18 protein-coding genes are annotated in these 17,382 nt (G+C 58.9%); 7 read left to right on the forward strand and 11 right to left on the reverse strand.

Annotation, left to right across the window (positions count from 1 at the left end):
* Window positions 1–134: 134 nt before the first annotated feature.
* From QP965_RS02625 to QP965_RS02635, 3 genes are all read left to right on the forward strand, one after another.
* Complete coding sequence (locus tag QP965_RS02625) at window positions 135–770, forward strand: LGFP repeat-containing protein (protein WP_239277847.1); 636 nt, start codon at window positions 135–137, stop codon at window positions 768–770.
* Between the two features lie 184 nt (window positions 771–954).
* Window positions 955–2,319, forward strand: coding sequence for an RNA 5'-3' helicase PhoH2 (gene phoH2 / locus QP965_RS02630; protein WP_225747193.1), 1,365 nt, complete (start codon window positions 955–957; stop codon window positions 2,317–2,319).
* A 78-nt stretch (window positions 2,320–2,397) separates the two neighbouring features.
* Window positions 2,398–2,967: a GNAT family N-acetyltransferase gene (locus tag QP965_RS02635; RefSeq protein ID WP_049378460.1), complete on the forward strand. Its 570-nt coding sequence runs from the start codon at window positions 2,398–2,400 to the stop codon at window positions 2,965–2,967.
* A 152-nt stretch (window positions 2,968–3,119) separates the two neighbouring features.
* Here QP965_RS02635 and QP965_RS02640 read toward each other — a convergent pair whose 3' ends face one another.
* The 5 genes from QP965_RS02640 to glpX all read right to left on the reverse strand — a co-directional run bounded on the left by QP965_RS02640 (window position 3,120) and on the right by glpX (window position 8,188).
* Entirely contained in the window at window positions 3,120–3,329 is a 210-nt protein-coding gene (locus tag QP965_RS02640) for a hypothetical protein (protein WP_284844082.1), read from the reverse strand.
* On the reverse strand, window positions 3,329–4,897 hold the full coding sequence (locus tag QP965_RS02645; RefSeq protein WP_284844081.1) for an MDR family MFS transporter: 1,569 nt from the start codon (window positions 4,895–4,897) through the stop codon (window positions 3,329–3,331). The genes QP965_RS02640 and QP965_RS02645 overlap by 1 nt, the downstream gene beginning before the upstream one ends.
* Complete coding sequence (locus tag QP965_RS02650) at window positions 4,891–5,514, reverse strand: TetR/AcrR family transcriptional regulator (RefSeq protein ID WP_284844080.1); 624 nt, start codon at window positions 5,512–5,514, stop codon at window positions 4,891–4,893. Before QP965_RS02650 ends, QP965_RS02645 begins: the two co-directional genes overlap by 7 nt.
* A 174-nt stretch (window positions 5,515–5,688) precedes the next feature.
* Entirely contained in the window at window positions 5,689–7,089 is a 1,401-nt protein-coding gene (locus QP965_RS02655) for a class II fumarate hydratase (protein WP_284844079.1), read from the reverse strand.
* 85 nt (window positions 7,090–7,174) lie between these two features.
* Window positions 7,175–8,188, reverse strand: a complete 1,014-nt coding sequence (gene glpX, locus QP965_RS02660) for a class II fructose-bisphosphatase (protein WP_239277852.1) — start codon at window positions 8,186–8,188, stop codon at window positions 7,175–7,177.
* 188 nt (window positions 8,189–8,376) lie between these two features.
* Between glpX and QP965_RS02665 the strand changes: the two genes are divergently transcribed.
* A complete protein-coding gene (locus tag QP965_RS02665; RefSeq protein WP_239277853.1) occupies window positions 8,377–8,946 on the forward strand; it encodes a DUF4245 domain-containing protein in 570 nt (189 codons plus the stop codon).
* Here QP965_RS02665 and QP965_RS02670 read toward each other — a convergent pair.
* Genes QP965_RS02670 through xseA form a run of 3 tightly spaced genes read right to left on the reverse strand, consistent with a single transcriptional unit; the run spans window position 8,930 to window position 10,830 of the window.
* Window positions 8,930–9,298, reverse strand: a complete 369-nt coding sequence (locus QP965_RS02670) for a hypothetical protein (RefSeq protein WP_239277854.1) — start codon at window positions 9,296–9,298, stop codon at window positions 8,930–8,932. The genes QP965_RS02665 and QP965_RS02670 overlap by 17 nt on opposite strands.
* Window positions 9,298–9,567: an exodeoxyribonuclease VII small subunit gene (locus QP965_RS02675; protein ID WP_005327444.1), complete on the reverse strand. Its 270-nt coding sequence runs from the start codon at window positions 9,565–9,567 to the stop codon at window positions 9,298–9,300. Before QP965_RS02675 ends, QP965_RS02670 begins: the two co-directional genes overlap by 1 nt.
* Before the next feature lie 21 nt (window positions 9,568–9,588).
* Complete coding sequence (gene xseA / locus QP965_RS02680) at window positions 9,589–10,830, reverse strand: exodeoxyribonuclease VII large subunit (protein WP_284844078.1); 1,242 nt, start codon at window positions 10,828–10,830, stop codon at window positions 9,589–9,591.
* A 141-nt stretch (window positions 10,831–10,971) separates the two neighbouring features.
* On the opposite strand from xseA, the gene QP965_RS02685 reads away from it, so the two are divergent.
* The gene (locus tag QP965_RS02685; protein WP_239277857.1) at window positions 10,972–11,922 is read left to right on the forward strand and encodes a 4-hydroxy-3-methylbut-2-enyl diphosphate reductase; all 951 of its coding nucleotides are present in this window, start codon (window positions 10,972–10,974) and stop codon (window positions 11,920–11,922) included.
* A gap of 65 nt (window positions 11,923–11,987) precedes the next feature.
* On the opposite strand, the gene QP965_RS02690 is transcribed toward QP965_RS02685, so the two are convergent.
* The 3 genes from QP965_RS02690 to QP965_RS02700 form a co-directional block, all read right to left on the reverse strand.
* Window positions 11,988–12,791: a DUF6542 domain-containing protein gene (locus QP965_RS02690; protein WP_284844077.1), complete on the reverse strand. Its 804-nt coding sequence runs from the start codon at window positions 12,789–12,791 to the stop codon at window positions 11,988–11,990.
* Window positions 12,792–12,853: 62 nt separating this feature from the next.
* Window positions 12,854–13,924, reverse strand: coding sequence for a DNA recombination protein RmuC (locus QP965_RS02695; protein ID WP_250409696.1), 1,071 nt, complete (start codon window positions 13,922–13,924; stop codon window positions 12,854–12,856).
* Between the two features lie 36 nt (window positions 13,925–13,960).
* Window positions 13,961–15,430: an AI-2E family transporter gene (locus tag QP965_RS02700; RefSeq protein WP_284844076.1), complete on the reverse strand. Its 1,470-nt coding sequence runs from the start codon at window positions 15,428–15,430 to the stop codon at window positions 13,961–13,963.
* A gap of 47 nt (window positions 15,431–15,477) precedes the next feature.
* Here QP965_RS02700 and ychF point away from each other — a divergent pair, with 47 nt between their 5' ends.
* Together ychF and QP965_RS02710 are read left to right on the forward strand one after the other, a co-directional pair.
* Entirely contained in the window at window positions 15,478–16,563 is a 1,086-nt protein-coding gene (gene ychF / locus QP965_RS02705) for a redox-regulated ATPase YchF (protein WP_225747179.1), read from the forward strand.
* 130 nt (window positions 16,564–16,693) lie between these two features.
* Entirely contained in the window at window positions 16,694–17,227 is a 534-nt protein-coding gene (locus tag QP965_RS02710) for a type 1 glutamine amidotransferase domain-containing protein (RefSeq protein ID WP_284844075.1), read from the forward strand.
* Window positions 17,228–17,382: the final 155 nt, after the last annotated feature.

Consider the following 17,382-nt stretch of genomic DNA (forward strand, 5'->3'; position numbering starts at 1 on the left):
TGCTGTCTACTTCCTGTCCGGGTGGGTGGCACCAGCTGGGAGTCGTCGTTACGGTGGGCGTCGTTCGTCATGAAGGGCGATTTAACAATAAATTTAGAATTAACTTACTTTCTTGATGAAAGGATGATGCAGTAATGCAGAAGATGACCCGTCGCATCGCAGGTGGTTTTGCAGCCGCAACCCTGTCCGTTGCTCTCGTAGCGTGCTCCGATGCCGAGGACGCAGCTAACGATGCTAAGGATTCCGCCGGCTCCGTAGCAGCAGACGCTACCGACGCTGCTGGCTCCGCTGCTGCTGAGGCTACTTCCAATGATGACGCGGACGACAAGGATGACGCCGACGATGCGGACGCTTCCGACGACGCCGACGACAAGGATGACGCCGACGACAAGGACGGCGCTACCAAGTCCATCGCTACCGCTAACGGTGACGTAGACGTTCCGGCTGATTTCGCTTCCGCTATTGAAGAGAAGAAGGCTGAGTGGGGCGACGTAAAGAGCATCGAGCAGGGTGACGATGATGAGTTCCTCGCTAACTTCGATAACGGCAACCTGCTGACCTTCGACGACGATGAGGGCGCTCAGCCTATCGTCGGCAAGATTGCTGAAACCTGGAAGGAGCAGGGCGGCCTGGACTCTGAGGTAGGCCTGCCTAAGGCTGCTGAGGAAAAGGCTGCTCAGGGCAAGGGCTGGACCCAGCAGTTCGACGATGGCGTAATCTCCTGGATCCAGGACGAGAGCGGCAAGTTCACCTCTTCCGTAGAGAAGTAAAAAGCTCCTTTAGAGCTCCTCCCTCTGCAGCATGTGCTGCGGAGGGATTTTTCGTTTTCTTAATGTTCATCTTGCACCCATGTAATTTCAACCTTCGGTGCCTACTTTGGGTGGCAACCCCGGGGATTCGGGGTGATTCGGAAGAAGTCTGATCTACCGCACACTAAGGGAGAACCCTGCCATCATGTCTCGTCCCTCTGTACTTTCTACTCCGCTTGCCGCTACTGCTAACACCGTCGCTACCAAGACCTATGTAGTGGATACTTCGGTCTTGCTGTCTGACCCTTGGGCCCTGCGCAAATTTGCAGAACACGATGTGGTCCTTCCCGTTGTAGTTATTTCTGAACTAGAAGGAAAACGTCATCACCCGGAGCTTGGCTGGTTCGCCCGCCAAGCTCTTCGCTTTTTGGAGGAGCTGCGCGCTACCTATGAGGCCTTAGACCAGCCGGTTCCCGTCAACGTGGATGGCGGCACCCTGCGCGTGGAATTGAACCATCAAGACCAATCCTTGCTGCCTACCGCGTTCCGCGGGCCAGAAGGCGACCACCGCATCTTGGCGTGCGCTCTCAACCTTGCGCACGAAGGGAAGGACACCGTGCTGGTCACGAAGGACGTGCCGCTGCGTGTAAAGGCCGGTGCGGTAGGCGTGCAAGCGGATGAGTATCACGCCCAGGACGTAGTCTTGACCGGCTATACCGGACTGGCGACGGTGCAAACCAGCTCGGATGTCATCGATGCCCTCTATCGTGATGGGGAAGTCATGCTAGACGGCGTCGAAACTGACAAGGGTACCGCCGTGGAGGATCTGCCGGTGCACTGCGGCTTGACCTTGGCGGCGGGTGCGCAATCCGCGCTGGGTCGCATGAGCGCTGATGGCGTGGTCGAGCTCGTACGTGGTGATATCAATGCCTTTGGCCTTCAGGGACGCTCCGCGGAGCAGCGTATCGCTTTGGATTTGCTGATGGACCCAAACGTAGGAATTGTCTCTATCGGTGGCCGCGCCGGCACCGGCAAGTCGGCACTTGCGCTTTGCGCCGGTTTGGAGGCGGTGCTCGAGCGCGGGGAGCACCGGCGCATTGTGGTCTTTCGCCCGATGTATGCGGTTGGCGGGCAGTCGCTGGGATACTTACCGGGCACTGAATCGGACAAGATGAACCCGTGGGCGCAGGCGGTCTATGACACCTTGGAGGGCTTGGTGTCTGACAACGTCATGGAAGAAGTGCACGAGCGCGGCCTCATCGAGGTCTTGCCCCTGACGCATATTCGCGGTCGTTCGCTGCATGATGCTTTTGTCATCGTGGATGAGGCGCAGTCCTTGGAGCGAAACGTCTTGCTTACCGTGCTTTCTCGGTTGGGGAAGGGCTCGCGAGTAGTTCTTACTCACGATGTGGCGCAGCGCGATAACCTTCGTGTGGGCCGGCACGACGGAGTCCAAGCAGTGATTGAAAAGCTCAAGGGACATGAGCTTTTTGCGCATATTACGCTGCAGCGTTCTGAGCGCTCTGCCATTGCGGAGCTCGTCACTGACCTGTTGGAAGGCGGCAACTAGTTCGATTTCGTTCGCGTTTGGCGATCTTTATGTGTACAGCGTGGCGAAGCTGGGCCTAGCCCAGTAATAATGTTGTATATGAGCGAGAACGCTAAGCAGACGTCTTCGGACGACAAGAAGAAAGATTTCCGCATCCGCCCCTTTACCGCGGCGGACTACCCGCAGATGCGAGAGATCTATGAACAGGGGCTCAATACTGGGCACGCTACCTATGAGACCCGATCCCTGACCTTTGAAGAATTCAAGGCTGGCAAGATCATGCCTTCGGTGCATGTGGCCGTTGAAGCAGATGATGATTCTAAGGTCTTAGGGTGGGTTTCCGCGGCACCGGTATCTACCCGCACCGTCTTCCACGGAGTGGTGGAGGACTCCATCTACCTAGGAGCCGAGGCACAAGGACGCGGCATTGGCGGCGCACTTCTAGACCGCCTGATCGAGGTGTGCCAGGACCTGCACAAGTGGGCCATCCACTCATGGATTTTCCCTGAAAATGCAGGTTCTGCGGGGCTGCACAAGTCGCGTGGCTTCGTGAAAGTAGGCACCTACTCGCATATGGCGAAGATGACCTACGGCGAGCTTGCGGGCCAGTGGCGCGATACCGACGTATATGAGCTGCTTTTGCCCAAGCCGGAGGAAAAGAAGCGGTAGCTTCCCCAGCGCATACAAGCCCCTGCTCGAACCACACTCGTGGTAACGATGGCAGGGGCTTTTTGCTGAGGCCTTAGAACGAGGGAAACGCTACACTGCAGGAACGTCCCAGGTGCCAAACCAACGCTGAGCTTGTGAGCGCATTTCCTCGCTCAAGCGGCTAAAGCGCGGGATCGGGGTACAGTGCGCGCGGGCTTGCGCCACGCCTCGATGGGACCGGACTGGATTTCCAACGCCGCGTGAAGGCCGCCGGGGGCATAGCCGAGGGCGGATTCAATGGGGGTGTCGGCAAGCGGGAGTGCATCGCGCAAGGCGTGCAGCTCTCGGCTTGTGGCCTGTACTTCTGCAGGTGAAAGTGACACTAGTCAATCGTTTCCTTCAAACGCTCCTCGCGCAGTGGCAGGAGGAGGATGAGGGCGACGATAACCAGCGGAACCATCAGGGCGATGACCGGGGTCAGGCCATCATTATAGGAGTTGAGGATTGCTTCCTCGATGGGCTGAGGGAAGGAGGCAACCAAATCCGGGGTGAGGCTATTGGCACCGCCATTGGCATCGCCAAACTTCTCCGCGTAGGCGGCACCCTCCGGTCCCATCTGCTGGAAAGCTTCAGGCATGCGGGTGGCCATCTCATCCTTCATATTGTGGATGAACATGGAGCCAACCAGGGACGCACCCAGTGCGGAACCGATCTGGCGGAAGAAGTTATTCGCCGCGGTAGCCGTACCCACCTGGGACAGGGGGAAGGAGTTCTGGACGATGAGCACGAGGACCTGGATAACCATGCCCAGACCGATGCCGAAGACGAGGAATTCGCAGCCCAGCTGCGTTAGAGAAGTCTCCACGGAGAGGTGGGACATCCAGAATAGGGCACCGGCAGTAATCGCCAGACCGATGATGGGGTAGACCTTGTAATGGCCGGTACGGGCGATAATGAAGCCCACGCCGGTGGAGGTGCCGATAAGGCCCACCATCATCGGAATCATCATGAGACCCGCCTTGGTTGGGGTCAGGGTGTGCACCATCTGCAGGTAGGTTGGCATGTAACCCAGAACACCGAACATTGCCAGGCCAAGTACCACGCCGGAGAGGGTGGTCAGGGCCATGTTGCGGTTCTTGAATAGGCGAACCGGGATGAGCGGTTCCTTGGCGCGCAGCTCTACTAGGACGGTGATAATGGCGCCGATGATGGTGATGGCACCCAGGGTGAGGATCATGGAGGAGCCCCACTCGTACTCGGTGCCGCCCCAGGTGGTCATGAGGATAAGGGAAGCGGTGGTGATGGCGATGAAGGTGGCGCCAAGCCAGTCAAAGCGCTTCATATCGGCATCGCCCACGCGCAGGTGCAGCACTAGGGTGCACACGATGATGGCGAGGATACCCAGCGGAATGTTCATCCACATGCCCCAGCGCCAGCCTGGGCCGTCGGTGAACCAGCCGCCGAGGACGGGGCCGAGAACCGAGGACAGGCCAAAGACACCGCCCATGATGCCCATGAACTTGCCGCGCTCACGGGAGGAGGTGACCTCGGCGATGATGGACTGGGAGGAAATCATCATGAAACCTGCGCCAAAGCCTTGCACAGCGCGGGCGATGATCAGCAGCGTCATGGAATCTGCAAAGCCGCCGAGGGTGGAGCCCACGACGAAGGTGGCGATACCGCCTATGTAGAGCCACTTGCGGCCCAGCATGTCACCCAGCTTGCCGGAAATAGGCATGGCGATGGTCATGGTGACAAGGAAGGCGGAGATGACCCAGCTCATGTGGTCGACGCCGCCAAGCTCACCAACGATGGTTGGAAGAGCAGAAGAGAAGATCATTTGGCCCAAAGAGCTCATCAGCATGGTGAGCATCAAAGCCGAGAAGATAAGCCCGAGGTTATCGGCTCGGGATTGGCCCTGCGAGGGGGCCTTAGTAGCCGTATCTACCATCGCATTCCTTTCATAAAATCTGTTATTAGCGTGAGGGAGGTATCGAGTCGCGCGTGGAGGTCCTTGCTGCAATCCGCATCGGGGGATGCCATCGCGAGCCAAAGTGCCTCGCGGACGAGGCCGGCGATGAGCATCGCCTCGGTACTTGCGGGGCAGTTATCGAGGACGCGAAGCTCCGGTTCTGTGGTGAGGCGTTCTTCAATGAGATCGATAAGCTCAATGGATTTTGCCCGCTTCCGGCTTATTGCCGCCGCGGCCGCATCCGGATCATTCGAGATGCGTTTGCGGCGGTCCCGGATGGTCGGGTTGATGTGGTGGCTTTCCATGTGTTGCCTGACCAACTGGAGGACGAGTCCTACCATGCTGGTTGTTGGCTCAGTGAGGAAGAACTCCCGCATCTCCTCCGTAAACTCGGTGCTTGGAGCACCTAGTACGGCGGATTCTTTGGAGTCGAAATAATTGAAGAAGGTGCGCCGAGAAATACCGGCTACTTCGCAAATCCTCTCAATCGTGACCGCGCTAAAGGATTGTTCATCCACCAGCTTTGTGGCGGCATCCTCAATGCGCAGGCGCGTCTCGAGGCGCTTCTGCTCGCGTAGGGATAATTCTTCTTGCACGCCATGCAACTTTACACTCGGTGCAAACTTGCACCAAGTGCAAAAGTGGTGATTTTAGAGGTGCGTTTCCCCTAATGTGTGCTATGCCATAGCGCTTGCCGACGCCCCCCTTACCCCAGGCATGCGAAACCCCGCCCGAGTCCTGCCCGGGCGGGGAAGCGGTGCGGCGACTACTTAGAAGTTATCGCGGTCGCGGTTAGTCATGCTCAACACGTTGAGGCGCTTATCCAGCTCCTCCTCGGTGAGGTTTTCGCCGTCGACGAAGCCCAAGTCAATAACGGCCTGGCGGACGGTGATCTTCTCGTGCAGGGCGTGCTTTGCCGCCTTGGCTGCGTTCTCGTAGCCGATGGCAGAGTTGAGCGGGGTCACGATGGAGGTGGACGACTCCGCAAAGTGCTTCATGCGCTCCTCGTTGGCCTCGATGTGATCGATGCACTTATCGGCGAAGACGCGGGAAGCATTAGCCAGCAGGCGAGCGGACTCGAGTACGTTGCGCGCCATCATCGGGATGAAGACGTTGAGCTCGAAGTGGCCCTGAGCACCGCCGAAGGCTACGGCTGCGTCGTTGCCAACCACCTGGCCCGCCACCATGGTGACGGCCTCTGGGATAACCGGGTTGACCTTACCCGGCATGATGGAGGAACCCGGCTGCAGGTCCTGCAGGTGAATCTCGGCCAGGCCGGTCAACGGGCCGGAGCCCATCATGCGCAGGTCATTGGCAATCTTATTGAGGGATACAGCAATCGAGCGCATGGCGCCGGAGAATTCCACCAAGCCATCGCGGGCAGCCTGTGCCTCGAAGTGGTTTTCTGCTTCCTTCAGTTCCTTCACGCCGGTGAGCTTCTTTAGCTCCTCGGTGACCTTCGCGCCGAAGTCAGCGGAGGTATTCAGGCCGGTACCTGTGGCGGTGCCGCCGATGGCCAGCTCACCCAAGCGCGGCAGGGTGGCCTCAATGCGTTCGATGCCCAGCTCGATCTGGCGGGCGTAGCCGCCGAATTCCTGGCCCAGGGTAACCGGGGTGGCATCCATCAGGTGGGTGCGGCCGGCCTTGACCACGTCGGCGAATTCCTTGGCTTTCTTGGTCAAGGATTCGTGGAGGACCTTCAGGCCCGGGATGAGGTCATTGACGGCAGCTTCCGTAGCAGCTACGTGCGTGGCGGTGGGGAAGGTGTCATTAGAGGACTGGCCCATATTCACGTGGTCATTTGGGTGAATTTCCACGCCATTGTTATGCGCCAAGGAGGCAATAACCTCATTGGTATTCATATTGGACGAGGTACCGGAACCGGTCTGGAATACGTCGATTGGGAAGGCGTCGTTATGCTTGCCCTCGGCGATTTCGGTGGCGGCAGCAATGATGGCATCGGCCTTGTCCGCGTCCAGCTTGCCGGAATCCTTATTTACCTGGGCGCAGGCTGCCTTAAGCAGGCCAAGGGCGCGAATCTGCGCATTTTCCAGGCCACGGCCAGAGATAGGGAAGTTGTCCACTGCGCGCTGGGTCTGTGCACGCCACAGGGCATCTGCAGGAACCTTAACTTCGCCCATGGTGTCATGTTCGATGCGGTATTCAGTCATGTGAAGATCACCTCAGTTAATTGGGTAGTGTGTGCTTTCCAGTATGGCGGAGAACCAAAAGAAGGGCCGCCTTCGGGGGTGAACCCTACTTCTTGGTTGGCGTGTCGTAGTCCACGACGGAATACTCCTGCAGCTTGGACAGCTTGTGGATGGAGTCGATATAGCGGATGGTGCCGGACTTGGAGCGCATGACCAACGAGCGGGTAGTAGCGCCGGAATTGCGGTAGGAAACGCCGCGCAGCATGTCACCATTGGTCACGCCGGTGGCGGCGAAGTAGCAGTTTTCAGAGGAGACTAGATCATTGGTCTTGAGGACGCGGTCCAAATCATGGCCGGCGGCGCGGGCCTTTTCTGCTTCCTCTTCATCCTTCGGCCACAGCTTGCCCTGGATCTCGCCGCCCATGCAGCGCATCGCGCAGGCGGTGATGATGCCCTCCGGGGTGCCGCCGATGCCCATCATCATGTCGATGGAGTTCGAATCCTGGCAGGTGGCGATGGCGCCGGCTACGTCACCATCCATGATGAGGCGCACCTTGGCGCCTGCGGCGCGAATTTCAGAGATGAGCTGTTCGTGACGAGGACGGTCAAGGACCACCACGGTCAGATCGGAGGGGCGAATATTCTTTGCCTTTGCCACGGACTGGATATTCCATTCCACGGACTCGTTGATGTCGATAGCGCCAACTGCCTCGGGGCCAACGGCAATTTTTTCCATGTAGAAGACTGCGGAAGGGTCATACATGGTCCCGCGTTCGGCAGCCGCAATGACGGAGATAGCGTTGGGACGGCCTTCTGCCATCAAACGGGTACCGTCGACCGGGTCTACGGCGATATCCATGGCGGCACCCTCGCCGGTGCCTACCTCTTCGCCGTTAAAGAGCATGGGGGCCTCATCCTTTTCGCCCTCACCAATGACAACGACGCCGTTCATCGCTACGGAATTGATGAGCTTGCGCATGGCGTCGACCGCCGCGCCATCGCCCTCATTCTTCTGGCCGCGGCCTACCCAACGGCCGGAAGCGAGTGCTGCTGCCTCGGTGACACGAACCAGTTCCATTGCCAGGTTGCGGTCAGGAAGATAAGACGTATTTTCGGACATGTGTAGTGGTTGCCTTCCATAGTTTTCTCATCGAGGGGTGTTCCCCTTGATGCTCTACCTTTCCATTCTCGCACTTTTTTGCTCTAATGGGTTCGATTTTGCGCCCCATTTGTGGGGGATTGACAGATCTTTCGGGGCAAAAGGGGCCGTGTGGCTTTTTGAAAGCAGGCCGTGCGATACTAAGGCGCGTGGCTGCAGAAGAAAGACCAAAGATTTTTGAAGGCGCGAAGGACATCTCCCTGTCCCTCGCAGTCGTGGTGATTATGATGCTGCTCGCCGTGGGAGCGACCGGCCTGTGCTCAATTAACTCCGAAACCCAGCAGGGCGCGGTGCAGGAAGTGGATGAACAAACCTTCCTAGACACCCAAGCCCGCGCAGGGGTCGGTGCAATTCGCAATCCCGAAATGCCAGAGGGCTGGGAGGCCAATGCTGCCCGCCGCGTAGATATGGGCGGCGAGAACGCCACCGTGGTCAGCTGGGTGACCGCTGACCAAGGGTTTGTGGAATCTACGCAGACGCAGGTCGCGGCCGATAAAGCGGGCGAGGCCTACGACGCCAACTACCGCGGCATTGAATCCGCCCGCGAGGTCAAGGGGCACCAAGTGCGGGTGCTAGAAAGCGACGATGATTCCGTGCGCCGCCTGTGGGTTACGGATTTGGGCGATGCCCGCCTCATCATCTCCGGCGCCGCGAACGACAGTGACTTTGAGGCGGCTACCGCTGCGTTTATCGACGCCGCACCTATAGCCGGAAAATAACCTCGCCTAAGCCTTCTTCCGCGGCGGTGGCGCTAAGACCGTCGCCGGACTGGGCAATAACTTCAGCTAGGGCCTGCGAATCCAGGCCGCTGAGGCGTGTTTTTCCTGCAAAGACATCGATGTGCTCACGCTGCGAGCGCTGCGGATAAATGGCAATCTCGCGTACTTTGTCGTCCGTAAAGCGCAGCACCACGGATTGGGAGAAGTAGCTCACCTCATTATCGTCGCGGGTGTGTGCAGGACCGAAGAATTCTTCTACGAATTCTCGGGAATCTCCCGCCATGATGGAACCGGCGGCCGCGGATTTCGATACAAAGTCCACGCGCTCGCCTGGATACCCATAAATCTGCACTACTCGTCTCCTTCAGCGTCTGCGTCCTCGGCCTTATCGAGCGCGTCTTCCACACGCTTCGCCGCGCCGTCGAGGTGCGCCTCGCACGCACGGGCAAGGGCCTCGCCGCGCTCCCAATACTTTAGCGACTCATCCAAGCCCATCTGCCCAAGCTCGAGAATCTTGACGGTTTCAATGAGCTCATCGCGAGCTTGCTCATAGCTCAATTCTTCTACTGGGGTAAAAGCATCCTGGCCTGGCTGGCCGGTACCAATGGTGTCATCGGACATGATTTTCTCCTCGTCTCGTGATTAATCGGCGGCCTGGGAGGCCATAGAAACTGCGGTAATAGATCCATCGCCCACCCGAATGCGCAGTTGAGCGCCAGGCGGGGATTGCTTATAAGAGGTGACGACCTCGGGCCCGGAACCGTCCTTGGGTACTACCTGGACAATGGAGTACCCGCGGGCGAGAGTCGCCGACGGTCCCAATGCTGATACGCGGGCGCGCAGCGATTCCACGTGGCGGGTTTCTCGCTCCACCATGATTTCAATTTCTCGCCGCATGGTAGCGCGGGTACGCTCCACCTCTTCGCGGCGCGCACGGATAGGGGTCATCGGGTCTGCCATGACAGGCCGGGAACGAATGTTGTCGAGGCCGCGCCGTTCCCTTTCCACCCAGCCGCGCAGCGCGGCCGCCATGCGAGAGCGAGCCTCTGCGACGATGGCGCGCTCCTCTGCCACAGAGGGTACGACGCGCTTTGCGGCGTCGGTAGGCGTAGCAGCGCGCAGGTCGGCGACGTTATCGAGCACTGGGCTATCCGGCTCGTGACCAATGGCAGAGACTACTGGGGTGCCTGCCGCAGCTACTGCGCGTTGCAGTGCTTCTTCCGAGAAGGGCAGCAGATCTTCCACGGAGCCGCCGCCACGGGCGATGATGATGACGTCGACTTCAGGATCCGCATCAAGTTGCTGGAGCGCATCGATAACCTCAGGTACCGTATTCGCACCCTGAACCGCAGTATTGAGGACGCGGAACTGCACTGCTGGCCAGCGGTCATGGGCTACCGCCATCACATCCCGCTCTGCAGCAGAACCACGGCCGGTAATCAGCCCAATTTTGTGTGGCAGGTAGGGGAGCGGTCGCTTGCGTGCGGGATCGAAAAGGCCTTCAGCAGATAGCTGTTGGCGCAGCTTTTCAATGCGAGCAAGCAGATCGCCAATGCCCACATGGCGAATTTCGGTGGTCCATAGCGAAAAGGATCCGCGTCCAGCGTAAAAGGCAGGCTTACCGTGGACAATGACGCGGTCGCCGTCCTTCAGCGGTGCTGACAATGACTGCAGCATCGATGATGGGCAGGTTAACTGCACGGACTTTTCCTGCTGTACGTCACGCAGCGTGAGGTAGGACAGCTTCCAGGTGGGCTTGAAGTTGATTTGGGTCAACTGACCCTCTACCCACAGGTAACCCAGGCGCTCGATCCAGCCCTTGACTTGGTCATTGACCTTGCCAACGGGCCAGGGAGTATCCGGTGTATTTGCCGGTTGATTCACACAGCCTCCCTTTCTTCAGTCTGCCGTGTTCTTCCGTCTAGTTTAGGGGCCAGCGCAGTTGATTGTCCCGCTCGGGGTGGCCAGAAAGGTGACGTTAGGCCCCGCTATTGTTTTGCGTAGTGTTTCGATACTCTGGGAGCCATGACTGATGGTAAAAATGTACTTCTCGCGGCCCCGCGCGGATACTGCGCGGGCGTGGACCGCGCGGTCGAGACCGTAGAAAAGGCGCTGGAAAAGTACGGCGCGCCCATTTATGTACGCAAACAAATCGTGCACAACCGTTACGTCGTAGAGTCTCTGGCAGAACGCGGCGTCATCTTCGTCGACGAGGCCTCTGAGGCTCCAGAAGGTGCCCACCTAGTCTTCTCCGCCCACGGCATTTCCCCAGCCGTGCGCGCAGAGGCAACGCAGCGCAAGCAGCTTACTTTGGACGCCACCTGCCCATTGGTAACCAAGGTGCACAAGGAAGCCCAGCGCTTCCAGCGCGATGGCTACCACATCCTCTTGGTTGGCCACGAAGGCCACGAAGAAGTGGAAGGCACCGCCGGCGAAGCTCCTGAGGTCACCCACCTCGTGGATGGCGTCGAGGGCGTCGCCAAGCTGCCAGAGTTCCTGCAGGATGAGAAGCTTATTTGGCTGTCCCAGACCACGCTATCGGTGGATGAGACCATCACCATCGTCAATAAGCTGCGCGAGCGCTTCCCGCACCTGGAGAACCCGCCTTCAGACGATATTTGCTACGCCACCCAAAACCGCCAAGAATCCGTCAAAGCCATCGCCCCACAGTGCGATCTGATGATTGTGGTGGGCTCTAAGAACTCCTCCAACTCGGTGCGCTTGGTTGAGGTGGCGCTCGAGGCAGGCGCCAAAACTTCCCACCTCGTGGATTTTGCCAAGGAAATCGACGAAGCCTGGCTGGAAGGCGTCCAGACGGTCGGCGTAACGTGTGGTGCTTCGGTACCTGAGTTGCTGGTACGCGAAGTACTGGAGTTCCTGGACGAGCGTGGTTATAGCGACGTAGAGCAGGTAACGACTTCTACCGAGACGATTACCTTCGCCCTACCGCGCGACCTGCGCCCAGCACGCACCTAAGTAGCCTTGGCCTATACGGCAGTTAAAACTAAAGAAAGGCCCGGAAACGGGCCTTTCTTTGTGCTTTAATCCTCGTCGTAGAGGTTATCGTCCCAACCTTGCTTGGGCTGTTCCTTCTCTTTCTGAGACGCCGGAACCGAATCGCCAGCGCGCCGGGCAGGATCCGGGCGCAGTGGATTGTTGCGTTCCTCTTGTTGTATTCGGCGACGCTCTTCACGGTCGCGACCACGTAGGCGATCCTTGGGCGCGGGGCGTGATTTCTTCAACGTGTGCGAGGCGCGGGCGCGCTGCGGAGCGACTTGAGACTGCTTGGAGTTCTTTGCCGGTTTATCGCGCGCCATCAAGTCTGCAACCGATAGGCGCTCCTCGCGGTTGCGTCGGTCTTGGTCGGCGTCGGCTCGGCGGGAAGCGGTTTCCATTTCGGCGGTGCGCTTGGCCGTCTTGCGGTAGCGTGCCCAGCGCAGCCAGGCGATGATTGCCGCGCCCACCAGGGCAATGAGGAGCCACAGGAACCTCTGGACAAGGGGGAAAGCCGCGGTGACGATCGCCGTCTTGGAAAACGCCGATGCGCCCTCTGGCAAGTTGGCCTTGGTGATAAAGAAACCGGCCAGGACCACCGTTATGGCATACACAATGGGGATAGAAGCCACGGTGAGGAAGAGCCCCCGTTCTTCTACGATGAGCGCCACCAGCAGTGAGCCGATGACGAGGAACGCGAGGTAAGCCCACCCGATGGTACCCATGAGGATGGAAATCAACGCGCCCGTGAGCAAGATTGCCGCGAGCAGCCCAAGACCCTTGCCCAGCGAGATGCTGGGGAGGCCGGAGCTTTGGGCGGCGGAGGACTTTCTTTGCTTGGCTTGTGACACGTCGGAAGATCCTACCGGTTGCCGCCGGCCCATGGCTATTTCCACGCACGAAAGCGGCGGATTTATAGTTCCGAATTCCCGCGCGGCCAGGTATCAATAGGCAAGGGCTCCCGCGGGGTGCGATCCGTGCGGCCCGGGATATCCATCTCATGCAGTTTGCGGGCGGTGACGCCCACGCGGGAATCGAGCGAGGAAAGCGTGGCGTTATAAGCCTCGACTGCTTTCTCCAGGTTATGGCCCACCTTGCCGTAGTGATCAGAAAGCGTATTCAGGCGTGTATACAGTTCGCGCCCCAAGCGCTGGACCTCCTTAGCCTTGGTGGAAATGTCTTCCTGGTGCCACCCCATGGCCACCGTGCGCAGGAGGGCAAAAAGCGAGCTGGGGGTGGCGATCACTACATTGCGTTCAAAGGCGTACTCGATAAGTTCCGGGTCTACCGATAATGCGGCATCAAGGAAGGGGTCTGCGGGAACAAAGAGGATAACGAACTCGGGCGTTGGTTGAAACGCCTCAATATAGTCCTTCTGCGATAGTGCTTGGACGTGGCCGCGCATTAAATGCGCGTGGCGGCGGAGGAAGCCGGCGTGCTCTTCCGGGTCATCGGTTTCCAGGGCGTCAAGGTAAGAGGTAAAAGGAACCTTGGCATCGACGATGATGTGGCGGCCACCGGCCAAATGGATGAGCATGTCAGGGCGTACGATGCGCCCGCCCAATGGGGCGGAGACCTGGCAATCAAAGTCCACATGTTTGGTCATACCGCCGAGCTCAACCACGCGCTCCAATTGCACCTCGCCCCAACGGCCACGCACATTGGGTGAGCGCAAAGCGGTCACTAGTTTGTCGGTGCGTTCGGTCAGGCGGGAAGAGGTGCGGGTCACCGCCTGCACCTGGCTGGAGAGGGAGGCGAGCAGCGCGGTGCGGTCTTCCTCAATTTCTTGGAGCTGAAATCCCAAGCGGTCCATGGCCTTTTCTAGCGGTTGGAGTTCGGCTTGGCGGCGCTGCGAGTCTTGCAGCGCGCGGTGCTCGGCGCTCGGCGCGGAGCGCGTAGCGGAGTAAGAATGGGCTAACCAGCCCATTACCGCGCCGAGGATGAGGCCGATAAAAAGTAGCAGCACGGGCAAAGTGGAAGTCATGGCTTCCAGCATGGCACGCGTTGCCGACACGGCCCACTATTTTTTCGAATCTCCGTTCAAAAGGCCTTCGAAGGCGTCGCGGGCGCGGCGCAGGTTTGCGCGCATGCCGGGCTTTTCATGTTCTTTGGGAGTGGACTCCACGTTGAGGGCGGCGTCGAGGGAATAGGAATCGCCGTCCGCAGAGACGTCGGCAAACGCGCCTTCTGGGGCTGCATAGTCCGGCATCTTGAGCCATGCTTCGCGCTTATAACGCCCTTGGTCTTCGGTGTAACGGCCGATGAGATAACCAGCAACGGTAGAAAAGTCCAGATCCGCGGCGGACTTTTCACCCGACTGCAGCTTCATCATGTCTTGGCCGTAGCGGTAGGCCACCGCAAACATAGCGGCCGTCGGAACCGCGAGGAAGCCACCTATCAGGCCAAAGAGAGCTGAGCCTACCGTTACGGAAACTAGGACGATAACCGGGTGCAGGTCCATAGCCTTGGACTGCAGCCAAGGCGAGAGAACATTGCCTTCCAACTGCTGGACCAGCAACACCAGGCCGAGGACGAGCAGAGCCTTGGTTACGCCAAGGGAGACCAACGCGATGGTGACGGAGAGGGCGCCGGCCACGATCGCGCCGACGAAGGGGATAAAACCCGCGATAAAGGTGATGATCGCCAAAGCCATGGCCAGCGGAACGCCGATAAGGGCGAGGCCGACGCCGATAAAGACGGCGTCGACAAGCGAGACAACTGCCTGCGCGCGAATGAAGCCGCCCAGTGTCGCCCACGCGCGGGTAAGTAGCTCAGTAAGGTGCCAGCCGGCGCGCTTGCCCGTGGCATCGCGCAGCCAGGGAAGGAACTTAGTGCCGTCCTTCAGGAAGAAGAAGGTCAGCACCAGCACAATAAAGAGGGTGACCAGGATTGATGTGGCCGTGCCGATGCCGGTAAAGACCGAGCCTGCGATGGCGCCGGCACGTTGCTGCAGCCAGGACGCCGCCTCGTCAATGTAGCTACTCATGTCATCGCTATCGAGGTTAAGCGGTGGGCCCTGGGCCCAGAGTTGCAGGCTTTGGATGCCGGAGACCGTCTGCAAATACAGTGAACGGGATTGCCGCATGAAATCTGGGGCAACAAACGCGATGAGGCCGCCGACAGCCGTGAAGGAAACCAATATGGTTACGGCGGCCGCCAACGCAGCGGGAAGGCCAATATCGCGCAGTTTCTTCGCTACTGGTGCCAGAACGGTGCAAATAATAAGGGCCAAAAGTACCGGCAAAAGCCCCTGCCAGAAGTTGCCCAGCAAACGGTAGAGGGCGTAGAGGAAAACGCAGATGATGAGCAGCCGAACGGCCCATAGGGATGCGGACTTAATCACCTCGCCGGCGATGACCGAGCGGTCAACCTGATCGCCTGGTGGATGTGGGGATACATCCTCCAGCTTGCTGGTGTCAAAGCTTTCATCAAACTTATCGCCCAAGCCCGTTTGGGGGTCATCGGGCAGCGGTTGGTTATCAGAATTCACCCCACCATCTTGCCTTAAAAGAAGGCGGGTGCGTTAGGATTGGCCCCGTGAGTCTTACACTAGGAATCGTCGGCCTGCCCAATGTGGGCAAGTCCACTTTGTTTAATGCCCTGACCCGTTCCGAGATCCTGGCGGCGAACTACCCGTTTGCCACCATCGAGCCCAATGTGGGCCTGGTGGAGCTGCCGGATTCCCGCTTGACCCAACTGGCGGAGATGTTTAACTCTGAGCGCATCCTTCCTGCCACCGTGTCCTTCGTGGACATCGCCGGCATCGTCTCCGGCGCTTCCCAGGGTGAAGGTATGGGCAACGCGTTCCTAGCCAATATCCGCGAGGCAGACGCTATTTGCCAGGTGGTGCGCGCCTTCTCTGATGACAATGTTATTCACGTTGATGGCAAGGTGGACCCGCGCAACGATATCTCCGTTATTAATACCGAGCTCATTCTCGCGGACCTCCAGACCATCGAAAAGGCCCTGCCGCGCCTGGAAAAGGATGCGCGCAAGAACAAGGATTTGGCCGCCGAGGTGGAGGCAACCAAGAAGGCCCAGGAGATTCTGGAAGATGATCGCACCCTCTTCGCCGCGGCGAAGGAGGGCGAGATTGACCTCGCACTCGTGCGCGATCTGCACCTGATGACGGCTAAGCCCTTCCTCTATGTCTTCAATTCGGATGAAGCAGTGCTTACCGACGACGCTAAGAAGGAAGAACTCCGCCAGCTCGTCGCCCCAGCCGAGGCTGTATTCCTCGATGCGCAGACCGAAACCGAGCTGCTCGAGCTAGAAGAAGACGAAGCCCGCGAACTGCTCGAGGCCGTAGGCCAAGATGAGCCGGGCTTAGCTACCCTGGCTAAGGCAGGTTTTGCCACCTTGGGTCTGCAGACCTACCTCACCGCCGGTGAGAAGGAGGCCCGTGCGTGGACCATTAAACAGGGCTCTGCCGCACCGCAGGCAGCTGGAGTCATCCACACCGACTTTGAGAAGAAGTTCATTAAGGCCGAGATCGTTTCCTTCGATGACCTGGTAGACGCCGGCTCCATGGCTGAGGCTCGTGCGCATGGCAAGGTCCGTCAAGAGGGTAAGGACTACATCATGCAGGACGGCGACGTGTGCGACTTTAAGATCGGCGGCTAATTCCACACCGCTTGGAACCGGCCCTTTGTCAGAGGGAGAAGGCGCCGCCCACTCGCGCGCAAGAGAAGGTAGCGAAGACGAAACTTCCGCGTTACCGTGGGCGGCGTACTCGAACAAAGCAGGCTGCAACATGGCTGAACTAGATAATAAGACCATTGCCATCATCGCTACCGATGGCTTCGAAGACTCTGAGCTGACCTCCCCGTTGGAGGCCGTGAAGAACGCAGGCGCTATCGTGCGTGTCCTCGCCCCAGAGGCCGGCACTATTACCGGCAAGAAGGGTACGGAGATTTCCGTTGACGCCGCTACCGCTGACTCCACTGGCGAGTCTTTCGATGGCATCATTCTTCCTGGCGGTACCGATAATGCTGACCTCATCCGCTTGGACAAGGCCGCAGTAGAAATCGTGCGCAACCACATGAGCAAGGATCTACCGCTCGGCGCCATCTGCCACGGTGCTTGGATCCTGGCTGATGCTGACGCCCTCAAGGGCCGCACCCTGACGTCCTTCCCGTCCCTGCAGACCGACTTGCGCAATGCAGGTGCCACCTGGGTAGATGAGGAAGTCCACTGCGACCAGGGCTTGGTCTCGTCCCGCACTCCAGATGACCTGCCAGCCTTTAACGCCAAGCTGGTAGAAGAGTTTGCAGAGGGCCAGCACTAAAGCTTCACGAATTTAAGCCACGGGAGTTTCCCGTGGCTTTTTTTCGATCTTGCGTCGGTGTCACATGCCCTATAAAGTTAGGATTTCCAGAAGGGGAGTAGTTCCCTCGGTTAATTCCGAGATGACTGGTCGACATACTGGCGTTTAGCCCGGCC

It is taken from the genome of Corynebacterium sp. MSK074, from assembly GCF_030229735.1.
Taxonomy (GTDB): domain Bacteria; phylum Actinomycetota; class Actinomycetes; order Mycobacteriales; family Mycobacteriaceae; genus Corynebacterium.